The 23,295-nt window shown below is 62.5% G+C and carries 26 protein-coding genes; 9 read left to right on the forward strand and 17 right to left on the reverse strand.

Going from position 1 to position 23,295, the window contains the following annotated elements:
• Positions 1-15: 15 nt before the first annotated feature.
• On the reverse strand, positions 16-789 hold the full coding sequence (locus IFT44_RS14335) for a YkgJ family cysteine cluster protein (RefSeq protein ID WP_122475818.1): 774 nt from the start codon (positions 787-789) through the stop codon (positions 16-18).
• An 89-nt stretch (positions 790-878) separates the two neighbouring features.
• Positions 879-1,277, reverse strand: a complete 399-nt coding sequence (locus tag IFT44_RS14340; RefSeq protein ID WP_192137911.1) for a hypothetical protein — start codon at positions 1,275-1,277, stop codon at positions 879-881.
• A gap of 102 nt (positions 1,278-1,379) precedes the next feature.
• Here IFT44_RS14340 and IFT44_RS14345 point away from each other — a divergent pair, with 102 nt between their 5' ends.
• The gene (locus IFT44_RS14345) at positions 1,380-2,483 is read left to right on the forward strand and encodes a DUF1615 domain-containing protein (RefSeq protein WP_122475816.1); all 1,104 of its coding nucleotides are present in this window, start codon (positions 1,380-1,382) and stop codon (positions 2,481-2,483) included.
• Between the two features lie 15 nt (positions 2,484-2,498).
• Here the strand turns inward: IFT44_RS14345 and IFT44_RS14350 are convergent, their stop codons facing one another.
• From IFT44_RS14350 to IFT44_RS14360, 3 genes are read right to left on the reverse strand one after another with little or no spacing between them, the layout of a single operon-like run.
• The gene (locus tag IFT44_RS14350; RefSeq protein ID WP_192104639.1) at positions 2,499-3,161 is read right to left on the reverse strand and encodes a response regulator transcription factor; all 663 of its coding nucleotides are present in this window, start codon (positions 3,159-3,161) and stop codon (positions 2,499-2,501) included.
• A 2-nt stretch (positions 3,162-3,163) separates the two neighbouring features.
• A complete protein-coding gene (locus IFT44_RS14355) occupies positions 3,164-4,555 on the reverse strand; it encodes a sensor histidine kinase (RefSeq protein ID WP_122475812.1) in 1,392 nt (463 codons plus the stop codon).
• Positions 4,533-5,216, reverse strand: coding sequence for a response regulator transcription factor (locus IFT44_RS14360; protein WP_122475810.1), 684 nt, complete (start codon positions 5,214-5,216; stop codon positions 4,533-4,535). Before IFT44_RS14360 ends, IFT44_RS14355 begins: the two co-directional genes overlap by 23 nt.
• Before the next feature lie 228 nt (positions 5,217-5,444).
• On the opposite strand from IFT44_RS14360, the gene IFT44_RS14365 reads away from it, so the two are divergent.
• A complete protein-coding gene (locus IFT44_RS14365) occupies positions 5,445-5,891 on the forward strand; it encodes a hypothetical protein (RefSeq protein ID WP_244652162.1) in 447 nt (148 codons plus the stop codon).
• A 75-nt stretch (positions 5,892-5,966) separates the two neighbouring features.
• Positions 5,967-6,932: a sensor domain-containing diguanylate cyclase gene (locus tag IFT44_RS14370; RefSeq protein ID WP_192176094.1), complete on the forward strand. Its 966-nt coding sequence runs from the start codon at positions 5,967-5,969 to the stop codon at positions 6,930-6,932.
• 9 nt (positions 6,933-6,941) lie between these two features.
• On the opposite strand, the gene pbpG is transcribed toward IFT44_RS14370, so the two are convergent.
• From pbpG to IFT44_RS14385, 3 genes are all read right to left on the reverse strand, one after another.
• A complete protein-coding gene (pbpG, locus tag IFT44_RS14375; protein WP_122475805.1) occupies positions 6,942-7,862 on the reverse strand; it encodes a D-alanyl-D-alanine endopeptidase in 921 nt (306 codons plus the stop codon).
• 202 nt (positions 7,863-8,064) lie between these two features.
• On the reverse strand, positions 8,065-8,253 hold the full coding sequence (locus IFT44_RS14380; protein WP_122475803.1) for a hypothetical protein: 189 nt from the start codon (positions 8,251-8,253) through the stop codon (positions 8,065-8,067).
• Positions 8,254-8,364: 111 nt separating this feature from the next.
• Positions 8,365-8,751, reverse strand: coding sequence for a hypothetical protein (locus tag IFT44_RS14385; RefSeq protein WP_122475801.1), 387 nt, complete (start codon positions 8,749-8,751; stop codon positions 8,365-8,367).
• A gap of 183 nt (positions 8,752-8,934) precedes the next feature.
• Here IFT44_RS14385 and IFT44_RS14390 point away from each other — a divergent pair, with 183 nt between their 5' ends.
• A complete protein-coding gene (locus tag IFT44_RS14390) occupies positions 8,935-9,753 on the forward strand; it encodes a shikimate 5-dehydrogenase (protein WP_192176095.1) in 819 nt (272 codons plus the stop codon).
• Between the two features lie 8 nt (positions 9,754-9,761).
• Here the strand turns inward: IFT44_RS14390 and IFT44_RS14395 are convergent, their stop codons facing one another.
• Entirely contained in the window at positions 9,762-10,406 is a 645-nt protein-coding gene (locus IFT44_RS14395; RefSeq protein WP_192176096.1) for a YceH family protein, read from the reverse strand.
• 298 nt (positions 10,407-10,704) lie between these two features.
• On the opposite strand from IFT44_RS14395, the gene IFT44_RS14400 reads away from it, so the two are divergent.
• Positions 10,705-11,109 carry a TraR/DksA family transcriptional regulator gene (locus IFT44_RS14400; protein ID WP_122475798.1) on the forward strand — a complete coding sequence of 135 codons (405 nt, stop codon included), beginning with the start codon at positions 10,705-10,707 and terminating at the stop codon, positions 11,107-11,109.
• A gap of 21 nt (positions 11,110-11,130) precedes the next feature.
• Here IFT44_RS14400 and IFT44_RS14405 read toward each other — a convergent pair whose 3' ends face one another.
• Entirely contained in the window at positions 11,131-11,367 is a 237-nt protein-coding gene (locus IFT44_RS14405; protein WP_122475796.1) for a DUF2789 domain-containing protein, read from the reverse strand.
• A gap of 510 nt (positions 11,368-11,877) precedes the next feature.
• Between IFT44_RS14405 and IFT44_RS14410 the strand changes: the two genes are divergently transcribed.
• Both IFT44_RS14410 and IFT44_RS14415 read left to right on the forward strand, forming a co-directional pair.
• The gene (locus IFT44_RS14410; RefSeq protein ID WP_122475794.1) at positions 11,878-12,345 is read left to right on the forward strand and encodes a hypothetical protein; all 468 of its coding nucleotides are present in this window, start codon (positions 11,878-11,880) and stop codon (positions 12,343-12,345) included.
• A 70-nt stretch (positions 12,346-12,415) separates the two neighbouring features.
• Positions 12,416-13,432: an ABC transporter substrate-binding protein gene (locus IFT44_RS14415; RefSeq protein ID WP_192176097.1), complete on the forward strand. Its 1,017-nt coding sequence runs from the start codon at positions 12,416-12,418 to the stop codon at positions 13,430-13,432.
• Here IFT44_RS14415 and IFT44_RS14420 read toward each other — a convergent pair whose 3' ends face one another.
• From IFT44_RS14420 to IFT44_RS14445, 6 genes are read right to left on the reverse strand one after another with little or no spacing between them, the layout of a single operon-like run.
• Entirely contained in the window at positions 13,433-13,801 is a 369-nt protein-coding gene (locus IFT44_RS14420; protein ID WP_122475791.1) for a Na+/H+ antiporter subunit G, read from the reverse strand.
• Positions 13,798-14,076, reverse strand: a complete 279-nt coding sequence (locus IFT44_RS14425) for a K+/H+ antiporter subunit F (RefSeq protein ID WP_122475789.1) — start codon at positions 14,074-14,076, stop codon at positions 13,798-13,800. The genes IFT44_RS14420 and IFT44_RS14425 overlap by 4 nt, the downstream gene beginning before the upstream one ends.
• On the reverse strand, positions 14,073-14,561 hold the full coding sequence (locus IFT44_RS14430; protein ID WP_192176098.1) for a Na+/H+ antiporter subunit E: 489 nt from the start codon (positions 14,559-14,561) through the stop codon (positions 14,073-14,075). The genes IFT44_RS14425 and IFT44_RS14430 overlap by 4 nt, the downstream gene beginning before the upstream one ends.
• The gene (locus tag IFT44_RS14435) at positions 14,558-16,237 is read right to left on the reverse strand and encodes a monovalent cation/H+ antiporter subunit D (protein WP_192176099.1); all 1,680 of its coding nucleotides are present in this window, start codon (positions 16,235-16,237) and stop codon (positions 14,558-14,560) included. The genes IFT44_RS14430 and IFT44_RS14435 overlap by 4 nt, the downstream gene beginning before the upstream one ends.
• Entirely contained in the window at positions 16,234-16,578 is a 345-nt protein-coding gene (locus tag IFT44_RS14440; protein ID WP_043186251.1) for a Na+/H+ antiporter subunit C, read from the reverse strand. Before IFT44_RS14440 ends, IFT44_RS14435 begins: the two co-directional genes overlap by 4 nt.
• Positions 16,578-19,496 (reverse strand): monovalent cation/H+ antiporter subunit A, encoded by a 2,919-nt coding sequence (locus IFT44_RS14445; protein ID WP_192176100.1) that lies wholly within the window; start codon positions 19,494-19,496, stop codon positions 16,578-16,580. Before IFT44_RS14445 ends, IFT44_RS14440 begins: the two co-directional genes overlap by 1 nt.
• Before the next feature lie 190 nt (positions 19,497-19,686).
• Between IFT44_RS14445 and IFT44_RS14450 the strand changes: the two genes are divergently transcribed.
• A complete protein-coding gene (locus tag IFT44_RS14450) occupies positions 19,687-20,250 on the forward strand; it encodes a helix-turn-helix domain-containing protein (RefSeq protein ID WP_122475781.1) in 564 nt (187 codons plus the stop codon).
• Positions 20,251-20,405: 155 nt separating this feature from the next.
• On the forward strand, positions 20,406-22,214 hold the full coding sequence (locus IFT44_RS14455) for an aminopeptidase P family protein (protein WP_192176101.1): 1,809 nt from the start codon (positions 20,406-20,408) through the stop codon (positions 22,212-22,214).
• A 9-nt stretch (positions 22,215-22,223) separates the two neighbouring features.
• Here the strand turns inward: IFT44_RS14455 and rhtA are convergent, their stop codons facing one another.
• Positions 22,224-23,105, reverse strand: a complete 882-nt coding sequence (gene rhtA / locus IFT44_RS14460; protein WP_192176102.1) for a threonine/homoserine exporter RhtA — start codon at positions 23,103-23,105, stop codon at positions 22,224-22,226.
• Positions 23,106-23,295: the final 190 nt, after the last annotated feature.

Raw genomic sequence — 23,295 nt, forward strand, 5'->3', positions numbered from 1 at the left:
GCGCGTTTGCGCTGCTCAGGCCACCCGGCGCAGCGAAATGAACATGGCGTCGTCGGCCAGGATGGCTGCGATCATCGCGCCGGTTTCGGCCAGGCGCCGTGCCAGGTCCTCATCCGGGACGTGCAGGTCCCAGCGCGTCAACAAGTTATTCGTCAGCATCGGCATGGTGTCGACCTCGCGCAGCGCCGCGAGGAAAGCGGCAGGCGGCGGCAGGTAAGTGGTGAAGCCATCGCCCTTGAGCGCAGCAGTGTGGATGCCCAGCTGCGCGCACACTTGCGCCTTGGCAGCGATGTCGTCACGGTCGGCCTGACGCGACTGCTCGATCAACGCCGCCAGCGGCGCGTCGACCAAATGCCCACCGGCAATCAACGCCGGTCCAGTGGCCCAGGCTTCGGTCGGGCAATCCTTCATGTCCGGACGCAGTGGAATGTGCGGGTTGATCTCCATCGGATAGATCCGGCACACCAGCGGCCGCTTGGCATAGATGCCGCAGCGATTGTCGGCATCCAGGTTGCGGCAAGGTCCGACGTTGTAGGCGGCGAAGGTGATCGAGACGTAGGCGGGCGCGCTGCCGCACAGCACGGGCAGCGAACGCCGTCTGGCATGTTCCTGTTGCGCGTGGCTGAGGTTCAGGCTGTGCAGCCCGGGGCCGTTTTCCAGGAAGGCTTCGAGCAACACGATCAACTGGCCGCCGTCTTCCGCCCAATGGCGCGCCTCGGACAGCGTCAGCGGTACGTGATGGTCGCTGCAGCATTTGCCACAACCGGTGCAAGAAAAACGTGTGTCCATGCCAACCCCGTCTGTTCGGAAAGAGTGACGAAAACATGGCGTTTCGACACTGATGAACTGGACCAGAGCAGATTCCGTGCCAGCTCCCTTCAGCCGCCCAGCAGGTCGTGGGCGTCGAGCAGCCGGTAGGCCACCTCGGGGTTCTTTTCCAGGCCGCGACGGATGGCAGCCGGAATCGCTTGCCGCGTCTTGCGGCACAGTCCCGGCAGTGCGTCGATATGGATAGCGATGCCACGCATGCTGCGCACCGTGCTCGAGCCAGGCGTGACTTCGACACGCAGGCCGAGCTGGTCGAAGATACGCTGCTGCAAGCGCCGCAGGTCATCCAGGCTGTCCACGTTCTCCAGCCGTTCGAGCAGGCGCTTTTCTTCATCGCGGGTCAGGCGCAGGATGCGCAGGTCGGCATCGGGAACCGCGTGCAGGCGTTCGCGCTCGCAGATGCAAGCGCCGGGTGGGCAGGGTTGGCGAGTGGCAGGGGCCATGGTCATGAGCGCAAGCATAGCCAGACTGCGGGGTATTTGCACTGGGGCTGTCGACATGCCGGGGCCTCGTCCATACTGGCGCAAATCCATCCGTTCCCAAGGCCTTACATGTCCAGAAGCCGGCTCGCCGTGCGCCATGGCGCACTGAGCATCCTCCTTGTATTGCTCGCCGCCTGTTCCAGTCAACGCAGCAACCAACCCCCGGCACCTTCGCCCGAACAGGTGCGTGCCAAGCTCGTGCAGCTGCTGCCCGCCAAGGTCACCGACCGCGAGGGCTGGGCTGCCGATATCGAAACGGCCCTGAACGTGCAGGGCATCCCGGGCAGCGATGAAAACCTGTGCGCGGTGCTGGCCGTGGCCGAGCAGGAGTCCACCTTCCAGGTCGACCCCAGCGTGCCGGGGCTGGGCAAGATCGCCCGCCAGGAAATCGACCGCCGCGCCGGTCGGGTGCATGTACCGGGCTTTCTCGTCGACGCTGCGCTGGGCATTCGCTCGGTCGACGGCAAGTCCTATGCGCAACGGCTGGAGGCTGCGCGCTCGGAGAAACAGCTCAGCGAAATCTTCGACGACTTCACCGGCATGGTGCCCTTGGGCAGGCAGCTGTTCGGCACGTTCAACCCAGTCCGCACCGGCGGGCCGATGCAGGTCAGCATCGACTTCGCCGAGAAGCACCGCGCGCGCTACCCCTACACCGTGGACGGTTCGATTCGCCGCGAAGTGTTCACCCGGCGCGGCGGCATGTATTTCGGCATTGCCCATCTGCTTGGCTATCCGGCCAGCTACGAACGTCCGTTGTACCGCTTCGCCGATTTCAACGCCGGCTGGTACGCAAGCCGCAATGCGGCGTTCCAGAATGCCGTGAACCAGTTGTCCGGCGGCCGTCTGGCGCTCGACGGCGACCTGATTCGCTACGACTCCAGCGCCGCCAGCAACACCGAGCTGGCGGTACGCAATCTTGGCAACCGCTTGAACATGAACGACCGCGACATTCGCCGTGCCCTCGAGGAAGGTGAAACCCTGGATTTCGAAAAGACCACGCTCTTCGAGCGTACCTTCGCCCTGGCCGACAAGGCTGCCGGCAAGCCGGTTCCGCGGGCGATCCTTCCGGGCATCAAACTGCAGAGCCCGAAGATCACCCGCAACCTGACCACGGCCTGGTTTGCCCAACGGGTGGACGAGCGCTACGCCCGCTGCATGCTGCGCGCCCGCTGAGGGCCCCGGGTTCGCTTAGTCGGCGCGCAGCAGCAGCGGCTCGGCCAGGCTGTAGCCAAAGCCGCGCAGGGTCTGCAGGGCTTCGGGGCAATCGAGCTGGGCCAGCTTGCGACGAAGGTTGCACACGTGTCGCTCGATCAGCGCCGTCTTCGGCGCCTGGCCTGCGCCCCACAATTGCTGCTCGATGGACTGCCGGCTGACCGCGCCAGGGTTGCTTGCCAGCATCGCCAGCAAGCGATGCTCGCTGACGGTCAGGCTCTGCTGGCGCTTGCCGCGTCCGACCATCAGCCGCGATGGCGACAACCACAGGCGTGAAGGCGGCAGGGCAGGGGCGCGCGGCCGCGCACGGGACAGTGCCTGCAGACGCGCCAGCACCTCGGCTGTGGCGACCGGCTGCGCCAGGCACGCATCGGCCCCGGCGCGCAGGGCGGCGATACGGGCCTGACGGTCGTCGCCGGCCAGCAGCACCATCAGCGCAGCGCTGCCCCGGTGCGCCAGGCAGTGCTCCAGCGCGCCCTGGCCAGAGCGTTCCAGTGCCAGCACGATGAACCCATATTGGCCTGGCACAAGCGCCTGCGCTGCTGTGGCCGTATCGACCGTGTGCAGCGTTGTGGCGTGTTCCGCCAATGCGCGTTGCAGGGCGTTGTCGGGCGTGTCGCTGATATAGAGCAGGTTCATGTTCACACCAATGCCTTGCTTTGTCGGCACCACAGGGTCATCCGCGTGCCACCTTGTTCGCTGCTGCCCACTTCGAGGGTAAACCCATGCAGCTTGACCACCGCAGCAACGATCGACAGCCCCAGGCCGAAGCCGCTGTGCTGGCCGTCGGCTTCGCAACGATAGAAGCGTTGAAAGATCGCTTCGCGCTCCTCTGGTGCGATACCCGGTCCGCTGTCGCTGATTTCCAAACGTGTGGCGCCGTTTTCCGCCGTGGCGCCAAGCACCACCAGACCGTGCGCCGGAGTGAACTTGATGGCATTGCTGAGCAGGTTGCCCACGGCTTCGAACAGCAGCGCGCGATCGCCATGCAGCATCGGCAGCGTGTCGGGCACGTCCAGACGCAGATTGATGCCCTCGTCCTCGGCCAAAGGCAGATAGAAGTCGTGCAGTTCGTGCAGCAGCGGTTGCGGGTCGAAGGAAATGAAGCCGGAACGTCGACGGTGGTCTTCGATTTCCGAGATGCGCAACAGCCCACGAAAACGCGCCATCAGCGTGTCGGCTTCAGCGATCACATCGTCCAGTTGCAACGCTTGGCGCGAATCCGCCGGCGCCTCCTGCTGGATGCGATACAACTGGGCGCGCAGGCGGGTCAGGGGGGTACGCAAGTCATGGGCAATGTTGTCGCAGACGCCCTTGACCTCGATCATCAGTTGCTCGATGCGTTCGAGCATCGCATTGACGATCGCCGCCAGCATGTCCAATTCGTCCCGGCGGTCCGAGAGCGGCAGGCGAGTGGTCAGATCACCGGCAACAATCGCATCGGCACGGGCCTCGATGGCGCGGATGCGCCGCAATGGCCTGCGTCGCAGCAGATGCCAGCCGGCGATCCCGGGAATGATAGTCAGCGAAATCCCCCACAGCAGTGCGCGCAGAATGATGTGGGTCACCGCGAACAACGAGCCGTTGTCACGTACCAGCACCAGCCAGCGACCGTCCAGGGTACGCATGGCCACCGCGTCGCAGCTGTTCTGCGGCATCTGCGGATTGGCGCTGTCCACGCAGCTGTCCAGGTCGTGGATGCGACCGTCCAGCGGCAGGCCCCGCGGCACTTGCAGCAGCTGGCCGGACAACGGCCGCAGTTGCAGGTCGAACAGGCCATAGGCATCGAAGGTGCGATCATCGAATGCTTCGCTGGCAGCCAGCGCCTCGTTCAGCGCTTCACCGTGGAACCGCGAGAACAGATGTTGACGCTGCATCAGGGAGTGCCGCGCCAGGTCGGCGAGGTATGTCGAGACCTCGTAGTACAACACCCCCATGAGGATGCTGCTCCAGGCCACGAACAGAAAGCTGTAGAGCGCCAGCAGCCGACTGCTGGAAGAACGCCAGCCTTTAGACAGGTTCGGCAATGACATAGCCGGAGCCTCGCACGGTCTTGATCAACGGTGCGGTGCCCGGTGGGTCGATCTTCTTGCGCAAGCGGCCAATGTGCACGTCGATCAGGTTGGTGCCCGGATCGAAGTGATAACCCCAGACTTCTTCGAAGATCATCATGCGCGTCAGGATCTGCCCGGCATTGCGCATCAGAAATTCCAGCAACTTGTATTCGGTGGGTAGCAGGTTCAGCGCCTGTTCGCCACGGCGTGCTTCGCGGGTCATCAAATCCAGGGTCAGGTCGGCGACGCGCAGCGTGTTGTCGGCGGCGGCCACGGGGTTGTTGCGGCGCAGCAGCACCTCGACCCGAGCCGCCATCTCGTCCGAGGCGAACGGCTTGGTCAGGTAGTCATCGCCACCGGCACGCAGTCCGCGTACGCGCTCGTCGACATCCGACAACGCGCTGATCATCAGAATGGGCGTGCTCACGCCGATGGTGCGCAGGGTCGTCACGATGGCCAGGCCGTCCAGCTCGGGCAGCATGCGATCCAGGGTGATCACGTCGTAGTTGCCGCTCACCGCCTTGACCAGCCCTTCGCGGCCGTTGTCCACCCAGTCGACCTGCAGGCCATGGCTGCTCAGTTCCGCCACGATCTCCCTGGCGGTCACGGCATCGTCTTCGATGGTCAGTACGCGCGTCATGTTGGTCTCTACCCGATGATGTCTGCTGAGGATGGCGGCATTGTGACAACAATCCGCGCACGGCTCGTTGAAGTTTTTTTCATCTTGCGCCACCTCATCCTTTCTGGGTAACCCCTGGGCGCTTCCAAGGCCGCAGGCCGACGGATAGCACGGTTCCTGTGCAGTGTTGCTAAAGCCTGGCCGTGTCCGGCCGATGCAACGGTCACAGCCTATAGGGACGCACTCGTCATGAACGCCTTGAGCAACATCGCCAGCACTTTGAGCATTCGCCCGTCTGCCCCCATCAACACTGCCGCGCCGGCGCCCACGGCGGTCGCCGACAGCGAGGCGACGCAGACCGCTGCCGCGCCCGCCGCGACCGAGAAAGGCGCGCCGGCCGGTGGCGCTGGCGGCGCGGGCGCAGCCCAGGGCAGCAGTGGTACATCGGACACGATCAAGGCGCTGCAAAAGCAGATTGCCGAGTTGCAGAAGCAGCTTCAGGAACAGCAGCAGGATATGGCGCGCATCCAGGCCAGCCAGCAAAGCGAAGAAAGCAAGGCAGCCTCCGTGGCCGCCATCCAGGCGCAGGTGGTCGCCACCTCTGCGGCGTTGCAGACCGCCACCGCCGGGCTGCTTCAGGCCATGCAGGAATCCGGCAGCAGCACCGCCGGGTCCATGGTCAGTACCACGGCGTGAAGTCCACCCCAGGCTGCTTATAAACCCCTGGCCCATGAGCTAGGCTAGAGGCAGACATCACCGAGGAGCTACCGAATGCTGGCGCCTGCCAAGCCTGTGCATGAAGAAGAGCGCGTACACGCACTGCATGCCCTGAACATTCTCGACACTCGGCCCGAGGAGCGTTTCGACCGCCTTACCCGCCTGGCCAGGCGGCTGTTCGACGTGCCCATTGCCTTGGTCAGTCTGGTGGACAGCGACCGCCAATGGTTCAAGTCCTGCCAGGGCATGGCCGCCACTGAAACGTCGCGAGATGTCTCGTTCTGCGCTCACGCCATCCTCAGCGACCAGATTCTCATGATCCCCGATGCCGGCAGCGACGAGCGTTTCCACGACAACCCGTTGGTGACCGGTGAACCAAAGATCCGCTTCTATGCCGGCTGCCCGCTGAAAGTGGGCAATGGCAGCAACGTCGGGACGTTGTGTCTGCTCGATACCCGGCCGCGAGTCCTCGACGCCGAGGAACGCGGCCTGCTGCTGGACCTGGCGAGCATGGCCGAGCGCGAGATCGCCGCCTTGCAGTTGGCCAGCATCGACGACCTCACCCAGCTGTCCAATCGGCGCGGGTTCGAAGCCTTGGCGGAGCATGCCTTGAGCATGTGCAGGCGCATGGGCACGCCAGCGTCGCTGCTGTTCTTCGACCTCGATCGCTTCAAGGTCATCAACGACACCTTTGGCCACGCCGAAGGCGACCGCGCCCTGGTCACGTTCGCCCAGGTATTGCGCAGAGTGCTCAGGGAAATGGACATCGTCGGAAGAATGGGCGGGGACGAATTCGTCGCGCTGCTGCTGGGCTCCAATGCCGCCGCAGGCGATGCGGTCATCGAGCGCCTGGGTCGAGCCCTGGCAGACGCCAACGCCGAGCTGCAAGGCCGCTACTCGATCACCTACAGCGTAGGTCGCATCGAGTACGACCCCGGGCGTCACGACAGTGTAAAGCGTCTGCTGGCCGATGCCGACGGCGCCATGTATGCCCGCAAGCAGGCCGCCAGGCGTTCGTGATCGGCGCGGTCAGTCCGCGGCCTGACGCATTTGCTTCTTCTGCGCCTTGTAGTCCATCGCCACCGCCGGCGGTGCACTGCTCTTGCCGGTTTCCACCCATTTGCGCAGGCGGCTGGCGTCGGCAAAGTGGGTGTACTTGCCGAAAGCATCGAGGATCACCATGGCCACCGGTCGACCTCCCATTCGCGTCACCAGCACCAGGCAGTGGCCGGCCATGTTGGTGAAGCCGGTCTTGGTGATCTTGATGTCCCAGTCGTCCTTGTTGATCAAGTGATCGGTGTTGTGGAAGCCCAATGTATAGCTGGGTTTCTTGAACGCCACGGTCTTTTCCCGCGTGGTGCTCAGCTCGCTCAGCAGCGGATACTGCTGCGCCGCCACCAGCAGCTTGGTCAGGTCGCGTGCGGTCGAGACGTTGCTGGTCGACAGCCCGGTGGGCTCGACATAGCGGGTGTGGGTCATGCCCAACGAGCGAGCCTTGGCATTCATCGCCGCAATGAACGCACCGTAGCCACCCGGATAGTGATGCGCGAGGCTCGACGCCGCACGGTTCTCGGAAGACATCAAGGTAATGAGCAGCATGTCCCGGCGATTCAGCTCGCTGCCGAGCTTGACCCGTGAAAACACACCCTTCATTTCCTTGTTCTGGCTGATGTCCACCGAAATCACTTCGCTCATGGACTGTTTGGCATCCAGCACCACCATGCCCGTCATCAATTTGGTCACCGACGCGATGGGCACCACATGGTCGGCGTTGTTCTCGTAGACCACTTTGTTGGTCTGCAGATCGATCAGCAGGGCACTGCCCGAGGCCAGGTGCAACTGCGATGGGTCACGCGGGATGGCGGCTTTTTCCGCCGCTTGCAGGTTCGGGGCGACGACGAAGGTAGTCAAGGCCAGCCACAGGCTGAAAAGAGATAGCGGGGTCTTCACGCGGAGCGCTCACTGAAAAAGAGGTAGATCGGGCTGATGATCGAGGCGGGGTCGAGAGTGTCGAATGTCACACGTCGGAAGTATGGCAAAGCGCCTGCCGATTGTCGCGCTTGTCGGGATGCACCGCGTGAAGAAAAGCTCATCCAGCTCGATGTCCAATGAAAAGCCCCGCAAGGCGGGGCTTTGTCGCAAGCGCAATGACTCAGGCCAACTGGGGGTGCTGCGCCGCAGTGAGTGTGGCGTACGCTTGCTTGGCATGGGGCAGGGAGGGCAGGGGGCCGCTGATTGCCTCGCCGTCGCGCACTACGTACCAGCACGCCAGAAGACCCAGATCGCGCAACTTTTCCGGGACTGCACTGCCGACTACCGACATGATTCTTAATACAGGCATGAGAGACCTCCGTGGTTCCTGCCGACCACCTTACGAAATCGACCCGCACCTTAGAAATCACCTTGCTCGATAGTCACCATCGATAATCCCTATCGCGCTCACACCGCGCGATCACCAGCGCGGCGGGCCGTAGTAGACCGGCGGTGGCCCATAGTAGCCGCGCGGTGGCCCGTAGTAACCACGCGGCGGCGGTGGTGCCGCATACACGGGGTAGGGCTGCGCATACACCGGCTGCGACTGGACATACACCGGCTGCTGTACATAGACAGGTTGCTGCACATACACCGGTGGCGGGCTTTGCACATAGACCGGTTGCTGCTCCACATAGACCCGCTGCGGTGCATTGGAGGTGACCACCGCACCGACCACGGCCGCACCCAGTACCGCGCCCAATATACCCGGTCCGGCACCCTGCCAGCCGCCGCCATGCGCCGAGGCCTGGCTGGCCATCGCCAACGTGCCGACCAACAGAGCGATCTTGGGAAGTTGACGCATCATGATAGATTCCTCGTGTTTCGCACCCCTGGCGTTCGAACCTGCGATAGGTCCAAAGCATTTCGCCGGGAACACGACTATGACAAAAAATCAGTCGAAAGCGTCCCTGTCCATGGGTAAATTTTGTGTAAGGGCATGGCGTCGTCAGCCCGCTTTCATACGTCACACGCTGCCCGGAGGCCACCGATGTCCATTTCTCCCAACCGCGATACCATCCTGTGCATATCCCTCGCCGCGCGTCCCGGAACGTTCGGGGTGCGCTTCCACAATCACCTGTACGACCAGCTGGGTCTCGACTACTACTACAAGGCCATGACCACACGCGACCTGCCAGCCGCCATCGGCGGCATGCGCGCCCTGGGCATCCGTGGCTGCGGCGTGTCGATGCCATTCAAGGAAGCCTGCATACCCCTGGTGGACGAGCTGGATGCGTCGGCAGCGGCCATCGAGTCGATCAATACCATCGTCAATGACAACGGTCACCTGAAGGCCTACAACACCGACTATCTGGCCATCTGCCAACTGCTCGACACGCACGGCGTCGATCCCGAAACCACCTTTGCCCTGCGTGGCAGCGGCGGGATGGCCAAGGCCGTGGCTTCGGCATTTCGCGACGCTGGTCTGCGCAATGGCTTGATCATCGCTCGCAACTACGAAACCGGCCGCGCGCTGGCCGACGCCTGCGGTTATCCCTGGCAGGCCGAACTGGGCGATTCGCGTCCGCAACTGCTGGTCAATGTCACACCGATCGGCATGGCCGGCGGCGAGCAGGCCGACGGGCTGTCGTTTGAAACCGCCGCCATAGAAGCGGCGCAGCGGGTATTCGATGTGGTCGCGATGCCTTGGCAGACACCATTGATCAAGGCCGCGGGCGAACTGGGCAAACCGGTGATCACAGGCTTGGAAGTCATTGCCATCCAAGCCCTTGAACAGTTCGTGCTCTACACCGGCGTGCGTCCAACGGCCGAGCAACTGCGTCTGGCCACCGAGTACGCCCGCAGCTGATCAGCGCGTCATTCCAGCCGCGACAAGCGCTCTTCCAGTACGGCGATGCGTGCCTCCAGCTCGTCGAGGCGGGTATCGTCAGGCCGCGAACCGCCGCGCTCGGGTGTCGCAGCACGGGCGTTCATGATTGCGTCAATGGCAGCCGGATCGCCCAGGGCGTGGGAGTAACGATCTTCGCGCTGGCCTGCCTGGCGCGGCACATGCACCGCGAAACCGCGGCTGACCAATCGCTCGAGTTGATGCAAGATCTGCTCGCTGTCCTCGAAATCGTGCAGGCGGGCACTGCGCGACAGCAGCTCGCCAACGGTCTGCGGTCCCCGCAGGAACATCAAGCCCATCAGGATGACCTGGGCGGGCACCAGCTCGAGCGCCTTGTCCAGCCGGTGTTCCCAGCGATCGGCACGGCTGCCCATCACCAGTCGGGTCATCTGCCGGCCTTCCAGAGCGCGCAGGCTCTGCCCGATCTGCCCCTGGGTGTACTGGCTCACTGGCTCGCGACTGGTCTTCTGGTTGCAGGCCAGTACCAGCGCATTGAGCGTCAGCGGATAGGTTTCCGGATTGCTGGCCTGCTTCTCGATCAGCGCGCCCAGCACGCGGATCTCGATGGCATCGAGCTGCAGTGGTTCGGAAGCGTTTGTTTCAACGTCGGTCATGGCGAAACCCCAAGCAATCATCGCAGGCAATCATAGACGGCCAGTATGCTATAAAAGCCGCGCGAAAAGACGTCTGCCCGGCTGCCCGCCGCCGCCCGTGGCGCGGCTATGCGCGCGACGGCACGTCATCACCCGGGCGGGCGCCAAATTTGGGGTTGCTGCGCGTCAAAACCGGCCTTAGACTGCCGCCCCTCTTGACCATGTGCCCTGTGGTGCTTGAAGAATTCTGCCTGCGTCGCTTCCGGCGTCGCGAGCTTCCTGTTTTGCCCTAGCGCATTATTCGTTTGCAGAGAAATCAATGACAAAGGAAAAGTTGCTGGCCATGCCGGCTGATGACTACATGAACGCCGAGCAACTGGCCTACTTCACCGAGCTGTTGCAGGCCATGAAGATCGAGACCCAAGAGCGTATCGAGCAAAGCCGTGTAGCCATTGAAAGCCTGGATACGCCGGCCGATCCCGCCGATGCCGCTTCCGTGGAAGAGGAGCGCCACTGGCTGGTCAATGTCATCGATCGCGACCAGCGCCTGCTGCCGCAATTGGAAATGGCTCTGGGCCGGATCAACGACGACAGCTTCGGCTGGTGCGACGACAGTGGCGAGCCGATCGGTCTCAAGCGTCTGCTGATCAGCCCCACCACCAAATACTGCATCGAGGCGCAAGAGCGCCACGAGCAGATCGACAAGCATCAGCGTCAGGCATGATCACGCTCGCGCAGGCACCTCTTACGCCTGCGGATGCAATGCCACGTTGAGCTCATCGACGATGGGCGCCCATTCTGCGTCGCTGTGCAGCTCTTCTTTCAAGAAGTTGCGTTGCTGTTCACTCCAGAAGGGCGCATCTATCAGCTTGGTGTCTTGATCCAGCTGATGCTCGGCAATGAATTTCTGAATATCGGCCTCGTCGCTGGCCAGGCCCAGTTGATCGAAAAGGCCAGTGAGGCTTGGGTTCGGCAGATCCATGATGACTCCTTTGCGGCCGTTTCCGGCCATGATTGAAAGGTTACCCAGTATCTGAGGCGAGGCCCTCGCCAGAGTTCGCTTGCGATGCCGGATTTGTCTGCAGTACTGACGGACAGAAGCACTGGCCTGTGCACCGTTTTCCGTCCAGGCCGCAGCCATGCAACAAACTTCTTGACCGCGGCGGGGTTCGATTCGGTACTATTCGCGGCAGATCACCGTCATGCGCATCATCGCTCGGATCATGTTGGTCGCCGGCTGCTCGATGCAGCCCGGCGCCGCTCAGCCACACATGGCCAGGCCTGCCTTTTTCCTTCGCGGTCATCGGCAATTTTCCCTGCAGCAGGGTCGACGCTGCGCATCCCGGATCAAGGTTCGATCCTTTAGTCTTTCGTTAGCAGGTCGGTAGCAGTCATTGCACGTGCCGCCGACCGTTCGGCGCTCCCCGCGTCTTCAGGTTATTACCACGCGAACAGCGTTCGGTAGTCTGTGTTTCGATTTGAGGATTCTTCATTGGCAGTAAGTAATCTGGATATGCACGCACTGTTTGTGCTCGGCGACTTGCGTGCGAAGTTGGTCAAACTCTTTCAGTCGCGTTTCGTCTATGTCACCGAACAAAGCGCTGAAGGCATCTATATGGCCGAACTCGATACCGAGTCCGCACTGGTGGTCGATGACAAACCCAGGCTCGAACTCAAAGTAGGCGACCATTTTCGCGCCGCGGTCTTGCCCAGTCGCGAAGGTGGCAAGTTCGAACTCAAGTTTCGCGACATCAAGCTTACCGTTTACGGGCTCGGCGAGTATGCCTTCGTCAGCATGGCGCAGGGCGAGGGCATCGTGTTCAAGGAAGGCCAGACGGTGATGCTGGTATTCGCCGCCCACGAGCGCATTGAGGAAAACCTCGGCAAGACCTTGAAGGCGGCAACCGCCAAGGCGGCTAAGTGGCGCAAGGGTGAGTTGGCCTTCAAGGCCAGCGAGTAACGCCTCGGGGAACCTGCGCTACAGTAAGTTGACTTACCCAAGTCATCGACTGTTTACCGAGGAACCCCGCATGAAAGGACTACGTGCCTGGCTGGCCGCTTGTGGCGCCGGCTTCTGGCTATCGACTGCAGCCATCCCGGCTCACGCGCAGCCGGCGCCCATACACTTCGCCGATCTGAACTGGGAAAGCGGCAGCTTCATCACCGAACTGCTGCGCTACATCGTCGAGAAGGGCTACGAGCTGCCCACCGACACCCAGCCCGGCACGACCATCACCCTGGAAACGGCCCTGGCCAAGAACGACATCCAGGTCATTGCCGAAGAGTGGGCGGGGCGCAGCCCGGTATGGGTCAAGGCCGAAGCCGAGGGCAAGGTCATCGGTGTGGGCGATACCGTCAAGGGTGCCACCGAGGGCTGGTTCGTTCCCGAATACGTGGTCAAGGGTGACGCCGCCAAGGGCATCAAACCGCTCGCGCCAGAGCTGCGCAGCGTCGCCGACCTGGCGCGCTACAAGGACGTCTTCAAGGACCCGGAAAGTCCCGACAAGGGCCGCTTTCTCAATAGCCCGATCGGCTGGACGTCCGAAGTCGTCAACGCGCAGAAACTCAAGGCTTACAAGCTGACTGACGATTATGTCAATTTCCGTTCTGGCTCCGGCGCTGCGTTGGATGCCGAAATCGCGTCGTCGATCCGTCGCGGCAAACCGGTGCTCTTCTACTACTGGTCGCCGACGCCGCTGCTGGGGCGTTACAAGCTTATCCAGCTCGAAGAACCGCCGTTCGATGCCAAGGCCTGGGGCACTCTGACCGATGCCGACAACCCTGCGCCGCTGCCGAGCCGCTCTCTACCTTCCAAGCTGTCCATAGGGGTGTCGAAGGCGTTCCAGCAGGAGTATCCGCAGCTGGTCGACTTTTTCGCCAAGGTCGATCTTCCCATCGATCCCCTGAACAAGGCCCTGGCCGACATGAGCGAAGCCCGCACATCGCCTCGCCAGGCCAGCGAGGCGTTCGTGAAAGATCATCCAGACGTGTGGAAGGCATGGCTACCCGAAGAGGTCGCCAGCAAGGTCAGCGCCAGCCTCAAGTAGTCAGTGACCACTGTCGCTGCGGTGGCTGCTGACTTCGGCAGGCACCGCTTCCCCCGCGGTACGCTTGCGGAACAGCGCGGCCCGAGCCAGCAGCAGCGTGGTCACTGGCACGGTGATCGACAGTAGAATCGGGATGAGCCAGGCATGCACCACTGGCCCGTGCTTGAGCCAGGAAAAGTACAGGATCGAAGCCAGCGCCACGCACCAGGCGCCCAATGTCGACGCCAGCGCGGGCGGGTGCATGCGTTGGAAGTAGTCCTTGAAGCGCAGCAGCCCCAAGGCGCCGGTGAAGGCGAACACGCTGCTGGCCAGCAGCAATACCGCTGTGGCCACCTCCACCCAGAACGGCAGTATCTGTACCGAATTCATTCGATGACTTCTCCGCGCAGCAGGAATTTGGCCAGCGCAAACGAGCCCACGAAACCGAACAGGGCGATCAGCAGCGCTGCCTCGAAATAGGTGTCACTGGCGTAGCGTATACCCAGCACCAGCATGACCAGCATCGCCAGGATATACAGGTAATCCAGGGCCAGCACCCGATCCTGGGCCGACGGCCCCCGGAACAGTCTCACCAGGGTCAGCAACATGGCCAGGGCAAAGATGAACAGGCTCGCGACAATGGCATTGGACAGCAATGCGCTCATTGGAAAATCTCCATCAGCGGGCGTTCGTAGGTGTCTTTGAATTCCTTGATGAACTGCGCCTCGTCATCCAGATCCAGCACATGCATCAGCAGCACGCTGCGATCCAGCGCCAGCTCGGACCACACGGTGCCGGGAATGACGGTGGCGACGGCCGCCAGGGCGGCAAGGCCGTTGGCATTGTGCAACTGCAGCGGAATCTCGATGAAGGCCGAGCGGGGCGCGCGAACGTCCATTGTCCATACCCGCCAGAATACCTGCACGTTGGAAACCAGCACGCCGCCACCTACGCGCAGCAGCAGTCGCAGCACCACCATGGGCCGACGGATCCGTACCGCCTGAGGCCGCAGGGGCGACATCAGCAACGGCGCCAGCCACCCAAGCAGCGCGGCCAGCAACAGGTTCCCGGCGCTCAGGGACACATTGAGCAGCAGCCATAGTACGGCAAGGGCCATAGACAAAAGGGGGGCGGGGAACAGGCGGCTCATGGTTCACCCTCCAGGCTGGCAGCAGTCGGGCTGGGTATTGGCTGAGCGCCCAGCACGGTCATCACGTATTGCTTGGGATCGTCGAGCATCGCCGCCGTGTCCGCCGTGTACCGCAACAGTGGCTCGGCGCGCATCGCCAACACGACGCAAAGCCCCAGCAAGACCATGATCGGCACGCATTCGTTGAGCCGCAGCAACGGCGAAGGCCGCTCGTGGGGCGTCCAGAAGCGCTGCATGCCGACCCGTGCCAGCGCGATCAATGACGCCAGCCCGGAGAGAATCAGCAACGCCAGGTAGGCCCATGCGGTTGCACTCAGGGTCTGCTCGCTGGCAACACCCAGACCCTGCGGGTTGAACAGTGCGGAAATCAGGTTCAGCTTGCCAATGAATCCGGAGAGCGGCGGCATGCCGATGATCAGCAGTGCGCAGGCAATGAAGCTCAAACCCAGGAAGGCCATGGTCCATGGGATCACCTGACCCACCACGGCTTTCTGCTCGTCATCCAGGTTGATGCCCTTGGGTGGATGCAAGGCCTCGACTGCTGCTGGCAGCGGGTCGGCATCGTACTCCAGCGGGATTTCGTTGGCCGAACGCGAGCGCTCGATCAACTCGGCCAGCAGGAACAGGGCGCTGAGCGCCAATGTCGAGCTGACCAGATAGAACAGCGCAGCGCCGATCAGTCCACTCTGCCCGAAACCGATGGCCGCCAGCAGGATACCGGCCGACACCATGATGCTCAGGCTGGCCATGCGCTCCAGGCGCTGCGCGGCAACGATGCATACTGCGGCCACGGCGATGGTCGCCAGCCCACCGTAGATCAACCACTGGCCACCGAAGTGCGCCGAGGCCCCGGCCTGTCCGGAGAACAGCAGTGTCCACAGCCGCAGCAGGGTGTAGAAACCCACTTTGGTCATGATCGCAAAGAGGGCCGCAACCGGGGCACTGGCGGCGGAATAGGCCGGCACCAGCCAGAAATTCAACGGCCACATGCCGGCCTTGGCCAGGAAGGCTGTCGCCAGAATGGCCGCACCGGCATGCAGCAAGCCGCGATCCGCCTCGGGCACCAGCGGAATCTTCAACGCCAGGTCAGCCATGTTCAGGGTGCCAGTGACGCCGTAGATCATCGCCGCGCCGATCAGGAACAGCGACGAGGCAAGCAGGTTGATGGCGATGTAGTGCAGCCCTGCCGATACTCGGGCCCTGCCGGAGCCGTGCAGCATCAGGCCATAGGACGCGGCCAGGAGCACTTCGAAGAACACGAACAGATTGAACAGGTCAGCCGTCAGGAACGCTCCGTAGAGCCCCATCAGCTGAATCTGGAACAACGCATGGAAGCTGGCGCCGGCCCGATCCCAGCGCGCCATGGCGAACAGCAGGGCGCAGACCCCGACGATGCCCGTCAGCACCAGCATCAATGCCGAGAGCCTGTCCACCACCAGCACGATACCGAATGGCACCTGCCAGTTGCCGGGCAGGTACACGCCAATCGAACTGGCCTGGCCTTGATCCTGCACCCACCACATCAGGTAACAGGCGATTGCCAGTCCCAGCATGCTGGAAATGACGTTGATCCGCGCTTTCAGCGGACGGTGTTTTTCTCCGAGCAGCATCATCAGCGCTGCCGTGAACAGTGGCAGGATGATGGGCGCAACGATCAGGTGGGGCATCCAGCTCATTCCTTGGGCTCCCGGCCGTCTACGTGGTCAGTGCCGGTCAGGCCCCGCGATGCCAACAACACCACCAGAAACAGCGCGGTCATCGCGAAACTGATGACGATGGCGGTCAGCACCAGTGCCTGGGGCAGGGGGTCGGTGTAGTTGAGCAAATCCTGTGGCACACCTTCCTTGATGATCGGCTCCTTGCCGATGAACAGGCTGCCCATGCTGAAGATGAACAGGTTGACTCCGTAGGACAGCAGGCACAGGCCCATGACCACCTGGAACGTCCGCGGACGCAGGATCAGCCAGACACCTGACGCAGCCAGGACGCCGATTGCGATTGCAATCACTTCTTCCATCAGACGGCTCCTTTGGGGGCAATGCCCTTGGGCAGGCTGGACGGCCGATGACCGCGCACCGACTGGTGACCCAGAGCGGTCAGGATCAGCAGGGTCGAGCCCACCACCACGGTAAATACACCAATGTCGAAGAACAGTGCGCTGGCCACATGCAAATCACCCAGCAGCGGCAAGTGGACGTGCGCCGTATGCGTTGTCAGGAATGGATAGCCCAGTGCAATCGCTCCCAATCCGGTGACGGTCGCGAACAGCAACCCAGTGCCCATCCAGCGCAACGGACGCAGACGCATCTGGGCCTCGACCCACTGCGTGCCTGCCACCATGTACTGCAGGATGAACGCTACCGATAGCACCAGGCCGGCGACGAAGCCCCCGCCCGGTTGATTGTGTCCGCGCATGAACAGGTACATCGACACGATCACGGCCACCGGCAGCAACAGGCGGACCAGAACCGCCGGAACCATCATGAAGCCCAGCGCCGTATCATCCGCGCCACGTGGGTTGATGAGGTCGGTTACCACGTCAGGCGCCAGTGAGCGCTGCTGCGCAGGCAACTGCATGCTTTCCTTGGGTGGGCGGAAGCGCCGGAGCAGGGCAAACACGGTCAGTGCCACGGCGGCAAGAACCGTGATCTCGCCCAGAGTGTCGAAACCGCGGAAATCCACCAGCATGACGTTGACCACGTTGGTCCCGCCGCCCTGGGGCAGGGCACGGCTCAGGTAGAACTCGGAAATGAAGTTGGGTGTTGCACGGGTGAGCATCGAATAGGACAACAGCGCCATGCCGCCGCCCACGACCAGGGCCAGCACCAGATCGCGCAGGCGCCGCAGCTTGGCGCGGTCGAGAGTGGCTCGTGACGGTGCGACTTCCTCGATCCGCCGAGGCAGCCAGCGCAGGCCCAGCAATATCAATACCGTGGTGACCACTTCCACCACCAACTGAGTGAGCGCCAGATCAGGCGCCGAGAACCAGACGAAGGTGACGCAGGTCATCAGCCCGCACACGCTGACCATGGTCAGCGCAGCCAATCGGTGATATTTCGCCTGCCAGGCGGCGCCCAGCGCACAGGCAATGGCAATCATCCAGAGAATCACGAACACGCCCGAACCTGGAATTTTCGGTCGATCACCCCAGCTCAGACCGCTGTAGAGCATCGGCGCCATGCCCGCCAGTACGGCGACCAGCACGAGCATGAACAGTTGCGCCTGCAGGCGTCGGGTAGTCAACAGCAGCTCCGCCCTTCGTGCCAGCCGCATCATCACCACCTGCGAACGCTCGAACAGGCGCTTGCCATTGAAGCGCTCGATCACTGGCGGATAACGCAGGCGACCGTGACGGAACTGATTGCGCAACAGTACGTAGAGCAGCACCCCCGCGCCCATTGCGATCAGGCTCATGACCATCGGGGCGTTCCAGCCATGCCAGATAGCCAGGCTGTATTCGGGCAGCTCGCCGCCCACTACCGGCAATGCTGCGGCAGCAAGGAACGGCGCCACCGATTGCGCGGGAAAGATGCCGACCACCAGGCAGGTCAGCACAAGCAACTCCACCGGCGCACGCATCCAGCGCGGTGGTTCGTGGGGCACATGGGGTAGATCGGTCGCTTTCGGACCGAAGAAGACGTCCACCGTGAAGCGCAATGAATAGGCGACGCTGAAGATGCCGGCCAGCGTCGCCACCACGGGCAGAGCGATCTCGACCCAGGCGGTGGAGCTTATGAACACCGTTTCGGCGAAGAACATTTCCTTGGACAGGAAGCCGTTCATCAACGGCACACCGGCCATGGACGCGCTTGCGACCATGGCCAGCGTGGCCGTGAACGGAATCAGACGGAAAAGCCCGCTCAAGCGGCGTATGTCCCGCGTGCCGCTCTCGTGGTCAATGATGCCCGCTGCCATGAACAGCGACGCCTTGAACGTCGCATGATTGAGAATGTGGAACACCGCCGCTACGGCTGCCAGCGGGCTGTTGAGACCGAGCAACAGAGTGATCAGGCCCAGGTGGCTGATCGTCGAGTAGGCCAGCAGGCCCTTCAGGTCGTTCTGGAACATCGCCGCATAGGCACCCAGCACGAGGGTACATGCTCCCGCCCCACTCACTATCCAGAACCATTGCTCGCTGCCCGAAAGCGATGGCCACAACCGCGCCAGCAGAAACACCCCGGCCTTGACCATGGTTGCCGAGTGCAGATAAGCGGAAACCGGTGTAGGCGCGGCCATCGCATGGGGTAGCCAGAAATGGAACGGAAACTGTGCGCTCTTGGTAAGCGCACCCAGCAGGACCAGAGTCAGCATGACCGGATACAGGCCGTGCGCGCGGATGACGTCGCCCGCCACGAGCACCTTGTCCAGGTCGTAGCTGCCGACGATATGACCCAGCAGCAGCACCCCGGCCAGCAGGCACAGGCCACCTGCGCCGGTCACCATGAGCGCCATGTAGGCGCCGCGGCGTGCATCGGCGCGATGATGCCAGTAACCGATCAGAAGAAAGGAGAACAGGCTGGTCAATTCCCAGAAGAACACCATCTGGATCAGGTTGCCGGAGATCACCAGACCGAGCATGGCGCCCATGAAGGCCAGGAAGAAGGCGAAGAAACGTGGTACTGGATCTTGCGGCGACATGTAGTAGCGCGCATAGAGCGCGACCAGCGTGCCGATGCCCAGCACCAGCAGGGAAAAGAGCCAGGCAAACCCGTCCAGGCGCAGCACCAGGTTGAGCCCGAGACTGGGCAGCCAGAGGAATTCCTCGCGTATCACACCGCCGTTGGCGATTTGCGGATACAGCATGGCTACCTGTACCGTGCCGACCAAGGCTACCAGTCCAGCCAGAACCGATTCGGCGTTGCGCGCGTTGTGCGGCAGAATGGCTGCCACGCAACTGCCTACGAAGGGCAGAAGCAATAGTACTATCAAGGACATAGGCTTCTAATCTGCAGGAATATTGAAAACGATCATACGGGCTCACAGGGTGATCACCAACCCGCAAGCTGTGGCAGAATCGTACAGGCATGCTGTAACGACTTGTTTTTTTATGACAAATTTTTACCACCGTTAGCTCCGCCACAATTGCGTCGATCAGCGGGACTACTCACAGCGAGCGCGAAACCCTTTGGTCAAAGACCCCAGTTCCAAAGCTTCGGTGCTTCAGCATGTCAGCCATAACGTGCGGCGCTTGCGTCAGGCCGCCGGACTTTCCCAAGCGGCTCTCGCGGAACAGTCCGGTGTCAGTCGCCGCATGCTGGTGGCCATCGAAGCCGGCGACAACAACGTCAGCCTGACCACTCTGGATCGCGTCGCGCAAGCGCTGGAGGTTGCCTTCAGCGACCTCATCCAGCCTGGCGAGAACCGCGACCCCAGCCGTATCAACGAGCTGGCGTGGGTCGGCACCTTGCCGGGCAGCAGGGCTGTACTCCTGGCCAGTACGGTGGCCAGCAAGGAGGTAGAACTCTGGGAATGGCTGCTGCAGCCCGGCGAATCCTATGCATCTGAGGCGGACGCCGAAGGTTGGAGCGAGCAGATCTACGTCTGCGAGGGACGCCTCACCATCATATTAGCGGGCCGCACCCGCGAACTCGCGGCCGGCGAGTTTTTCGTCTACCCGAGCAATCAGCCCTACGCGTACCGCAACGACAGCGAAACGGCTGTCCGCTTCGTACGTAACGTCGTCATCTGAACTCCTCCAGGCTGCAAGGTGACCGCAACGCCGTCGAGCAGGTGCGAAGCGTTCTTCGTCGAGGTTGCCCCGCGCTGCTGCCTTCGCCATTATCCGTCCACACGATCTGCCTCCAACATCTGCCTACAAGATCCAGCACCCGAACCGGAGCCCGAATGAGCCTGACACCTTCCGCCAGCTTTTCTGTTGCCGAGCGCTTGCGCGACATGCGCGCGCTCATGCTCCGCGAGGGCATAGATGCCTTGCTGGTACCTTCGGCGGACCCGCATCTATCCGAATATCTGCCGGAACACTGGCAGGCCCGCCAATGGTTGTCCGGGTTCCAGGGCTCGGTCGGAACCCTGATCGTGACCGCCGAGTTCGCCGGTCTCTGGGCCGACAGCCGCTACTGGGAGCAGGCACGGGTCGAACTCGCCGACAGCGGCATCGAATTGGTCAAGCTGATCGCCGGGCAACCGGGCCCACTGGATTGGCTGGGCACTCAGGTGCGCGCAGGCGGTACGGTTGCAGTCGACGGCGCGGTCATGGCAATCGCCGCCGCACGGCAGTTGCGAGAAAAGCTCCAGCAGACAGGTGCGTCACTGCGTACCGATACCGACCTTTTCGCTCAGGTCTGGCTCGATCGCCCGGCATTGCCTGCGCAATCGATCTACGCACATGCCGCACCCTACGCTGTGCGCGAGCGCGGCGAAAAACTGAAGACGCTGCGCGAGCAGATCCAGGCGCATGGCGCCCATTGGCACTTGTTGGCAACCCTTGACGACATCGCCTGGCTGTTTGACCTGCGCGGGTCGGACGTACCCTATAACCCGGTATTCGTCGCGTTCGCCTTGATCGGCGAGCGCTCGGCCACGCTGTTCACTGCGCTGTCCAGGGTCGATAACAGCGTGCGCGACAGCCTGGAGCAGGACGGCATCGAGGTTCGCGACTACGCCGACATCGCATCGGCGCTGGCCGCTGTGCCGGTAGACGAAAAGCTGTTGCTCGACCCGGCCCGCGTCACCGTTGGCATCATCGAAAACCTCGGGACGGGTGTGGCCCTGGTAGAAGCACTCAATCCAACCACCCTGAGCAAATCGCGCAAGACCGCACCCGAAGCGGAACATATCCGCCATGCCATGGAGCAGGACGGGGCGGCACTGTGCGAGTTCTTCGCATGGCTGGAAGTTGCCTGGGGTCGCGAACGTATAACCGAATTGACCATCGACGAGCGGCTGACGGCTGCGCGCGCGCGTCGACCCAACTTCGTCTCGCCCAGCTTCTCGACCATCGCGGCGTTCAACGCCAACGGTGCAATGCCGCATTACCGCGCAACCAAACAGGCCCATGCCGTGATCGAGGGTGACGGTCTGCTGTTGATCGACTCCGGTGGCCAGTATCTAGGTGGCACTACCGACATAACCCGGATGATTCCGGTCGGTGCGCCCACGGCGCAACAGCGGGCGGATTGCACCAGGGTGCTGCAAGGCATGATCGCCCTGTCACGCGCTACTTTTCCCAAGGGCATCCTTTCACCCTTGCTCGATGCCATCGCGCGCGCGCCGATCTGGGCCGATCAGGTCGACTATGGGCACGGCACTGGCCATGGGGTGGGTTATTTCATGAATGTTCACGAAGGGCCGCAAGTCATCGCCTATCAAGCCGCGACGACACCGCAGACGGCCATGCTGCCGGGGATGATCACATCGATCGAACCGGGCACCTACCGTCCTGGGTGTTGGGGGGTGCGTATCGAGAACCTGGTCCTCACCCGCGAAGCCGGCCAAAGCGACTTTGGCCAGTTCCTCGACTTCGAAACCTTGACCCTATGCCCAATCGATACGCGCTGCATAGATGTTCACGAGTTGTCGACAGCTGAGCGCCGATGGCTCAACGACTACCATGCCGAAGTGGCCCGGCGAGTGGCGCCCTTGCTGGCAGGCGCCCCATTGGAGTGGCTGCGCGAGCGCACTCTACCCGTGTGAAGAGCCAGATCAGTCGGCGGCCACGGCAGGGGCGTGTTCGGCACGAATCGTCAGCGTGGCTCCGACTGAGGCCATGATGATCGCGCCTATGGCCAGCCATTGGGTAGGGCTCAGCACTTCATGCAGGAACAACAGCCCCGACAGCGCTCCGATGGCCGGCTCCATGCTCATCAACGTACCGAAGGTTCGCGCAGGCAAGCGCGTCAGCGCGACCATTTCGAGGCTATAGGGTAGCGCCGTGGACAGGATTGCCACGGCGATGGCAGTTGGTATCAGTGCCATGTCGAGCAAGGCGCTGCCCGCATGCGCAATACCGATCGGCGCGATGAACACCGCAGCGATCATCACACCCAGTGCGGCGGTCTGCACGCCATTGTCGGCACCGGCCTTCTGCCCGTACAGAATGTACAGCGCCCAGCACACGCCTGCCCCCAGCGCATAGCAGACGCCGACCGGATCGAGCCCTGCCTGCGCCTCACCCATGGGTATCAATAGCAGCAGTCCAACGACTGCCAGGGCAACCCAGGCAAAATCCACAGCCTTGCGCGAAGCCAGAATGGCTACCGCCAACGGCCCGGTGAATTCAAGGGCCACGGCGATCCCCAGCGGTACGGTGCGCAGCGACATATAAAAGAGCAGGTTCATGCAGCCCAGGGCGATACCGTAGATCATCACCGTCTGCAGCGTTGTCCAGGTCAGCTTGGCGCGCCATGGGCGCAGCAGTACCAGCATGAACAGGCTGGCGAAGATCAGACGCAAGGCGGTCGTACCTTGTGCACCTATCAACGGAAACATGCCCTTGGCCAGCGAGGCACCAGTCTGGATGGACGCCATGGCTATAAGAAGAAGAGCGATAGGGTAGAGCTTGGTGGTCAGCGAAGGCGGAGTCATGTGTCGGCTACTTGGCAGGTGTGAAAGGCATGAGTGCGGCGTATCATGGCCAAGGCGGATGAAATGAGCAATATATTGCCCATTTTATATTTCCTGAACTTTTCCTGTATTGGCTATTGACGCCCGCCGGAATCACTCTATAATTCGCCCCACTTCCGGCGCAGCCGAAACGATAAACTCCTTGTTAATC

The sequence above is a fragment of the Pseudomonas sp. CFBP 13710 genome, assembly GCF_014842235.1.
GTDB classification, from domain to species: domain Bacteria; phylum Pseudomonadota; class Gammaproteobacteria; order Pseudomonadales; family Pseudomonadaceae; genus Aquipseudomonas; species Aquipseudomonas baltica.

Coding starts and splice junctions, on each gene's coding strand:
- IFT44_RS14385 (WP_122475801.1), bottom strand. CDS start 8,751: ATGATGCGTCAACTTCCCAAGATCGCTCTGTTGGTCGGCACGTTGGCG.
- IFT44_RS14445 (WP_192176100.1), bottom strand. CDS start 19,496: ATGTCCTTGATAGTACTATTGCTTCTGCCCTTCGTAGGCAGTTGCGTG.
- IFT44_RS14365 (WP_244652162.1), top strand. CDS start 5,445: ATGAACGCCTTGAGCAACATCGCCAGCACTTTGAGCATTCGCCCGTCT.
- IFT44_RS14345 (WP_122475816.1), top strand. CDS start 1,380: ATGTCCAGAAGCCGGCTCGCCGTGCGCCATGGCGCACTGAGCATCCTC.
- IFT44_RS14390 (WP_192176095.1), top strand. CDS start 8,935: ATGTCCATTTCTCCCAACCGCGATACCATCCTGTGCATATCCCTCGCC.
- IFT44_RS14425 (WP_122475789.1), bottom strand. CDS start 14,076: ATGAGCGCATTGCTGTCCAATGCCATTGTCGCGAGCCTGTTCATCTTT.
- IFT44_RS14400 (WP_122475798.1), top strand. CDS start 10,705: ATGACAAAGGAAAAGTTGCTGGCCATGCCGGCTGATGACTACATGAAC.
- IFT44_RS14435 (WP_192176099.1), bottom strand. CDS start 16,237: ATGAGCTGGATGCCCCACCTGATCGTTGCGCCCATCATCCTGCCACTG.
- IFT44_RS14395 (WP_192176096.1), bottom strand. CDS start 10,406: ATGACCGACGTTGAAACAAACGCTTCCGAACCACTGCAGCTCGATGCC.
- IFT44_RS14355 (WP_122475812.1), bottom strand. CDS start 4,555: ATGTCATTGCCGAACCTGTCTAAAGGCTGGCGTTCTTCCAGCAGTCGG.
- rhtA (WP_192176102.1), bottom strand. CDS start 23,105: ATGACTCCGCCTTCGCTGACCACCAAGCTCTACCCTATCGCTCTTCTT.
- IFT44_RS14340 (WP_192137911.1), bottom strand. CDS start 1,277: ATGACCATGGCCCCTGCCACTCGCCAACCCTGCCCACCCGGCGCTTGC.
- IFT44_RS14370 (WP_192176094.1), top strand. CDS start 5,967: ATGCTGGCGCCTGCCAAGCCTGTGCATGAAGAAGAGCGCGTACACGCA.
- IFT44_RS14430 (WP_192176098.1), bottom strand. CDS start 14,561: ATGAGCCGCCTGTTCCCCGCCCCCCTTTTGTCTATGGCCCTTGCCGTA.
- IFT44_RS14420 (WP_122475791.1), bottom strand. CDS start 13,801: ATGAATTCGGTACAGATACTGCCGTTCTGGGTGGAGGTGGCCACAGCG.
- IFT44_RS14415 (WP_192176097.1), top strand. CDS start 12,416: ATGAAAGGACTACGTGCCTGGCTGGCCGCTTGTGGCGCCGGCTTCTGG.
- IFT44_RS14335 (WP_122475818.1), bottom strand. CDS start 789: ATGGACACACGTTTTTCTTGCACCGGTTGTGGCAAATGCTGCAGCGAC.
- IFT44_RS14405 (WP_122475796.1), bottom strand. CDS start 11,367: ATGGATCTGCCGAACCCAAGCCTCACTGGCCTTTTCGATCAACTGGGC.
- IFT44_RS14360 (WP_122475810.1), bottom strand. CDS start 5,216: ATGACGCGCGTACTGACCATCGAAGACGATGCCGTGACCGCCAGGGAG.
- IFT44_RS14440 (WP_043186251.1), bottom strand. CDS start 16,578: ATGGAAGAAGTGATTGCAATCGCAATCGGCGTCCTGGCTGCGTCAGGT.
- IFT44_RS14380 (WP_122475803.1), bottom strand. CDS start 8,253: ATGCCTGTATTAAGAATCATGTCGGTAGTCGGCAGTGCAGTCCCGGAA.
- IFT44_RS14350 (WP_192104639.1), bottom strand. CDS start 3,161: ATGAACCTGCTCTATATCAGCGACACGCCCGACAACGCCCTGCAACGC.
- IFT44_RS14455 (WP_192176101.1), top strand. CDS start 20,406: ATGAGCCTGACACCTTCCGCCAGCTTTTCTGTTGCCGAGCGCTTGCGC.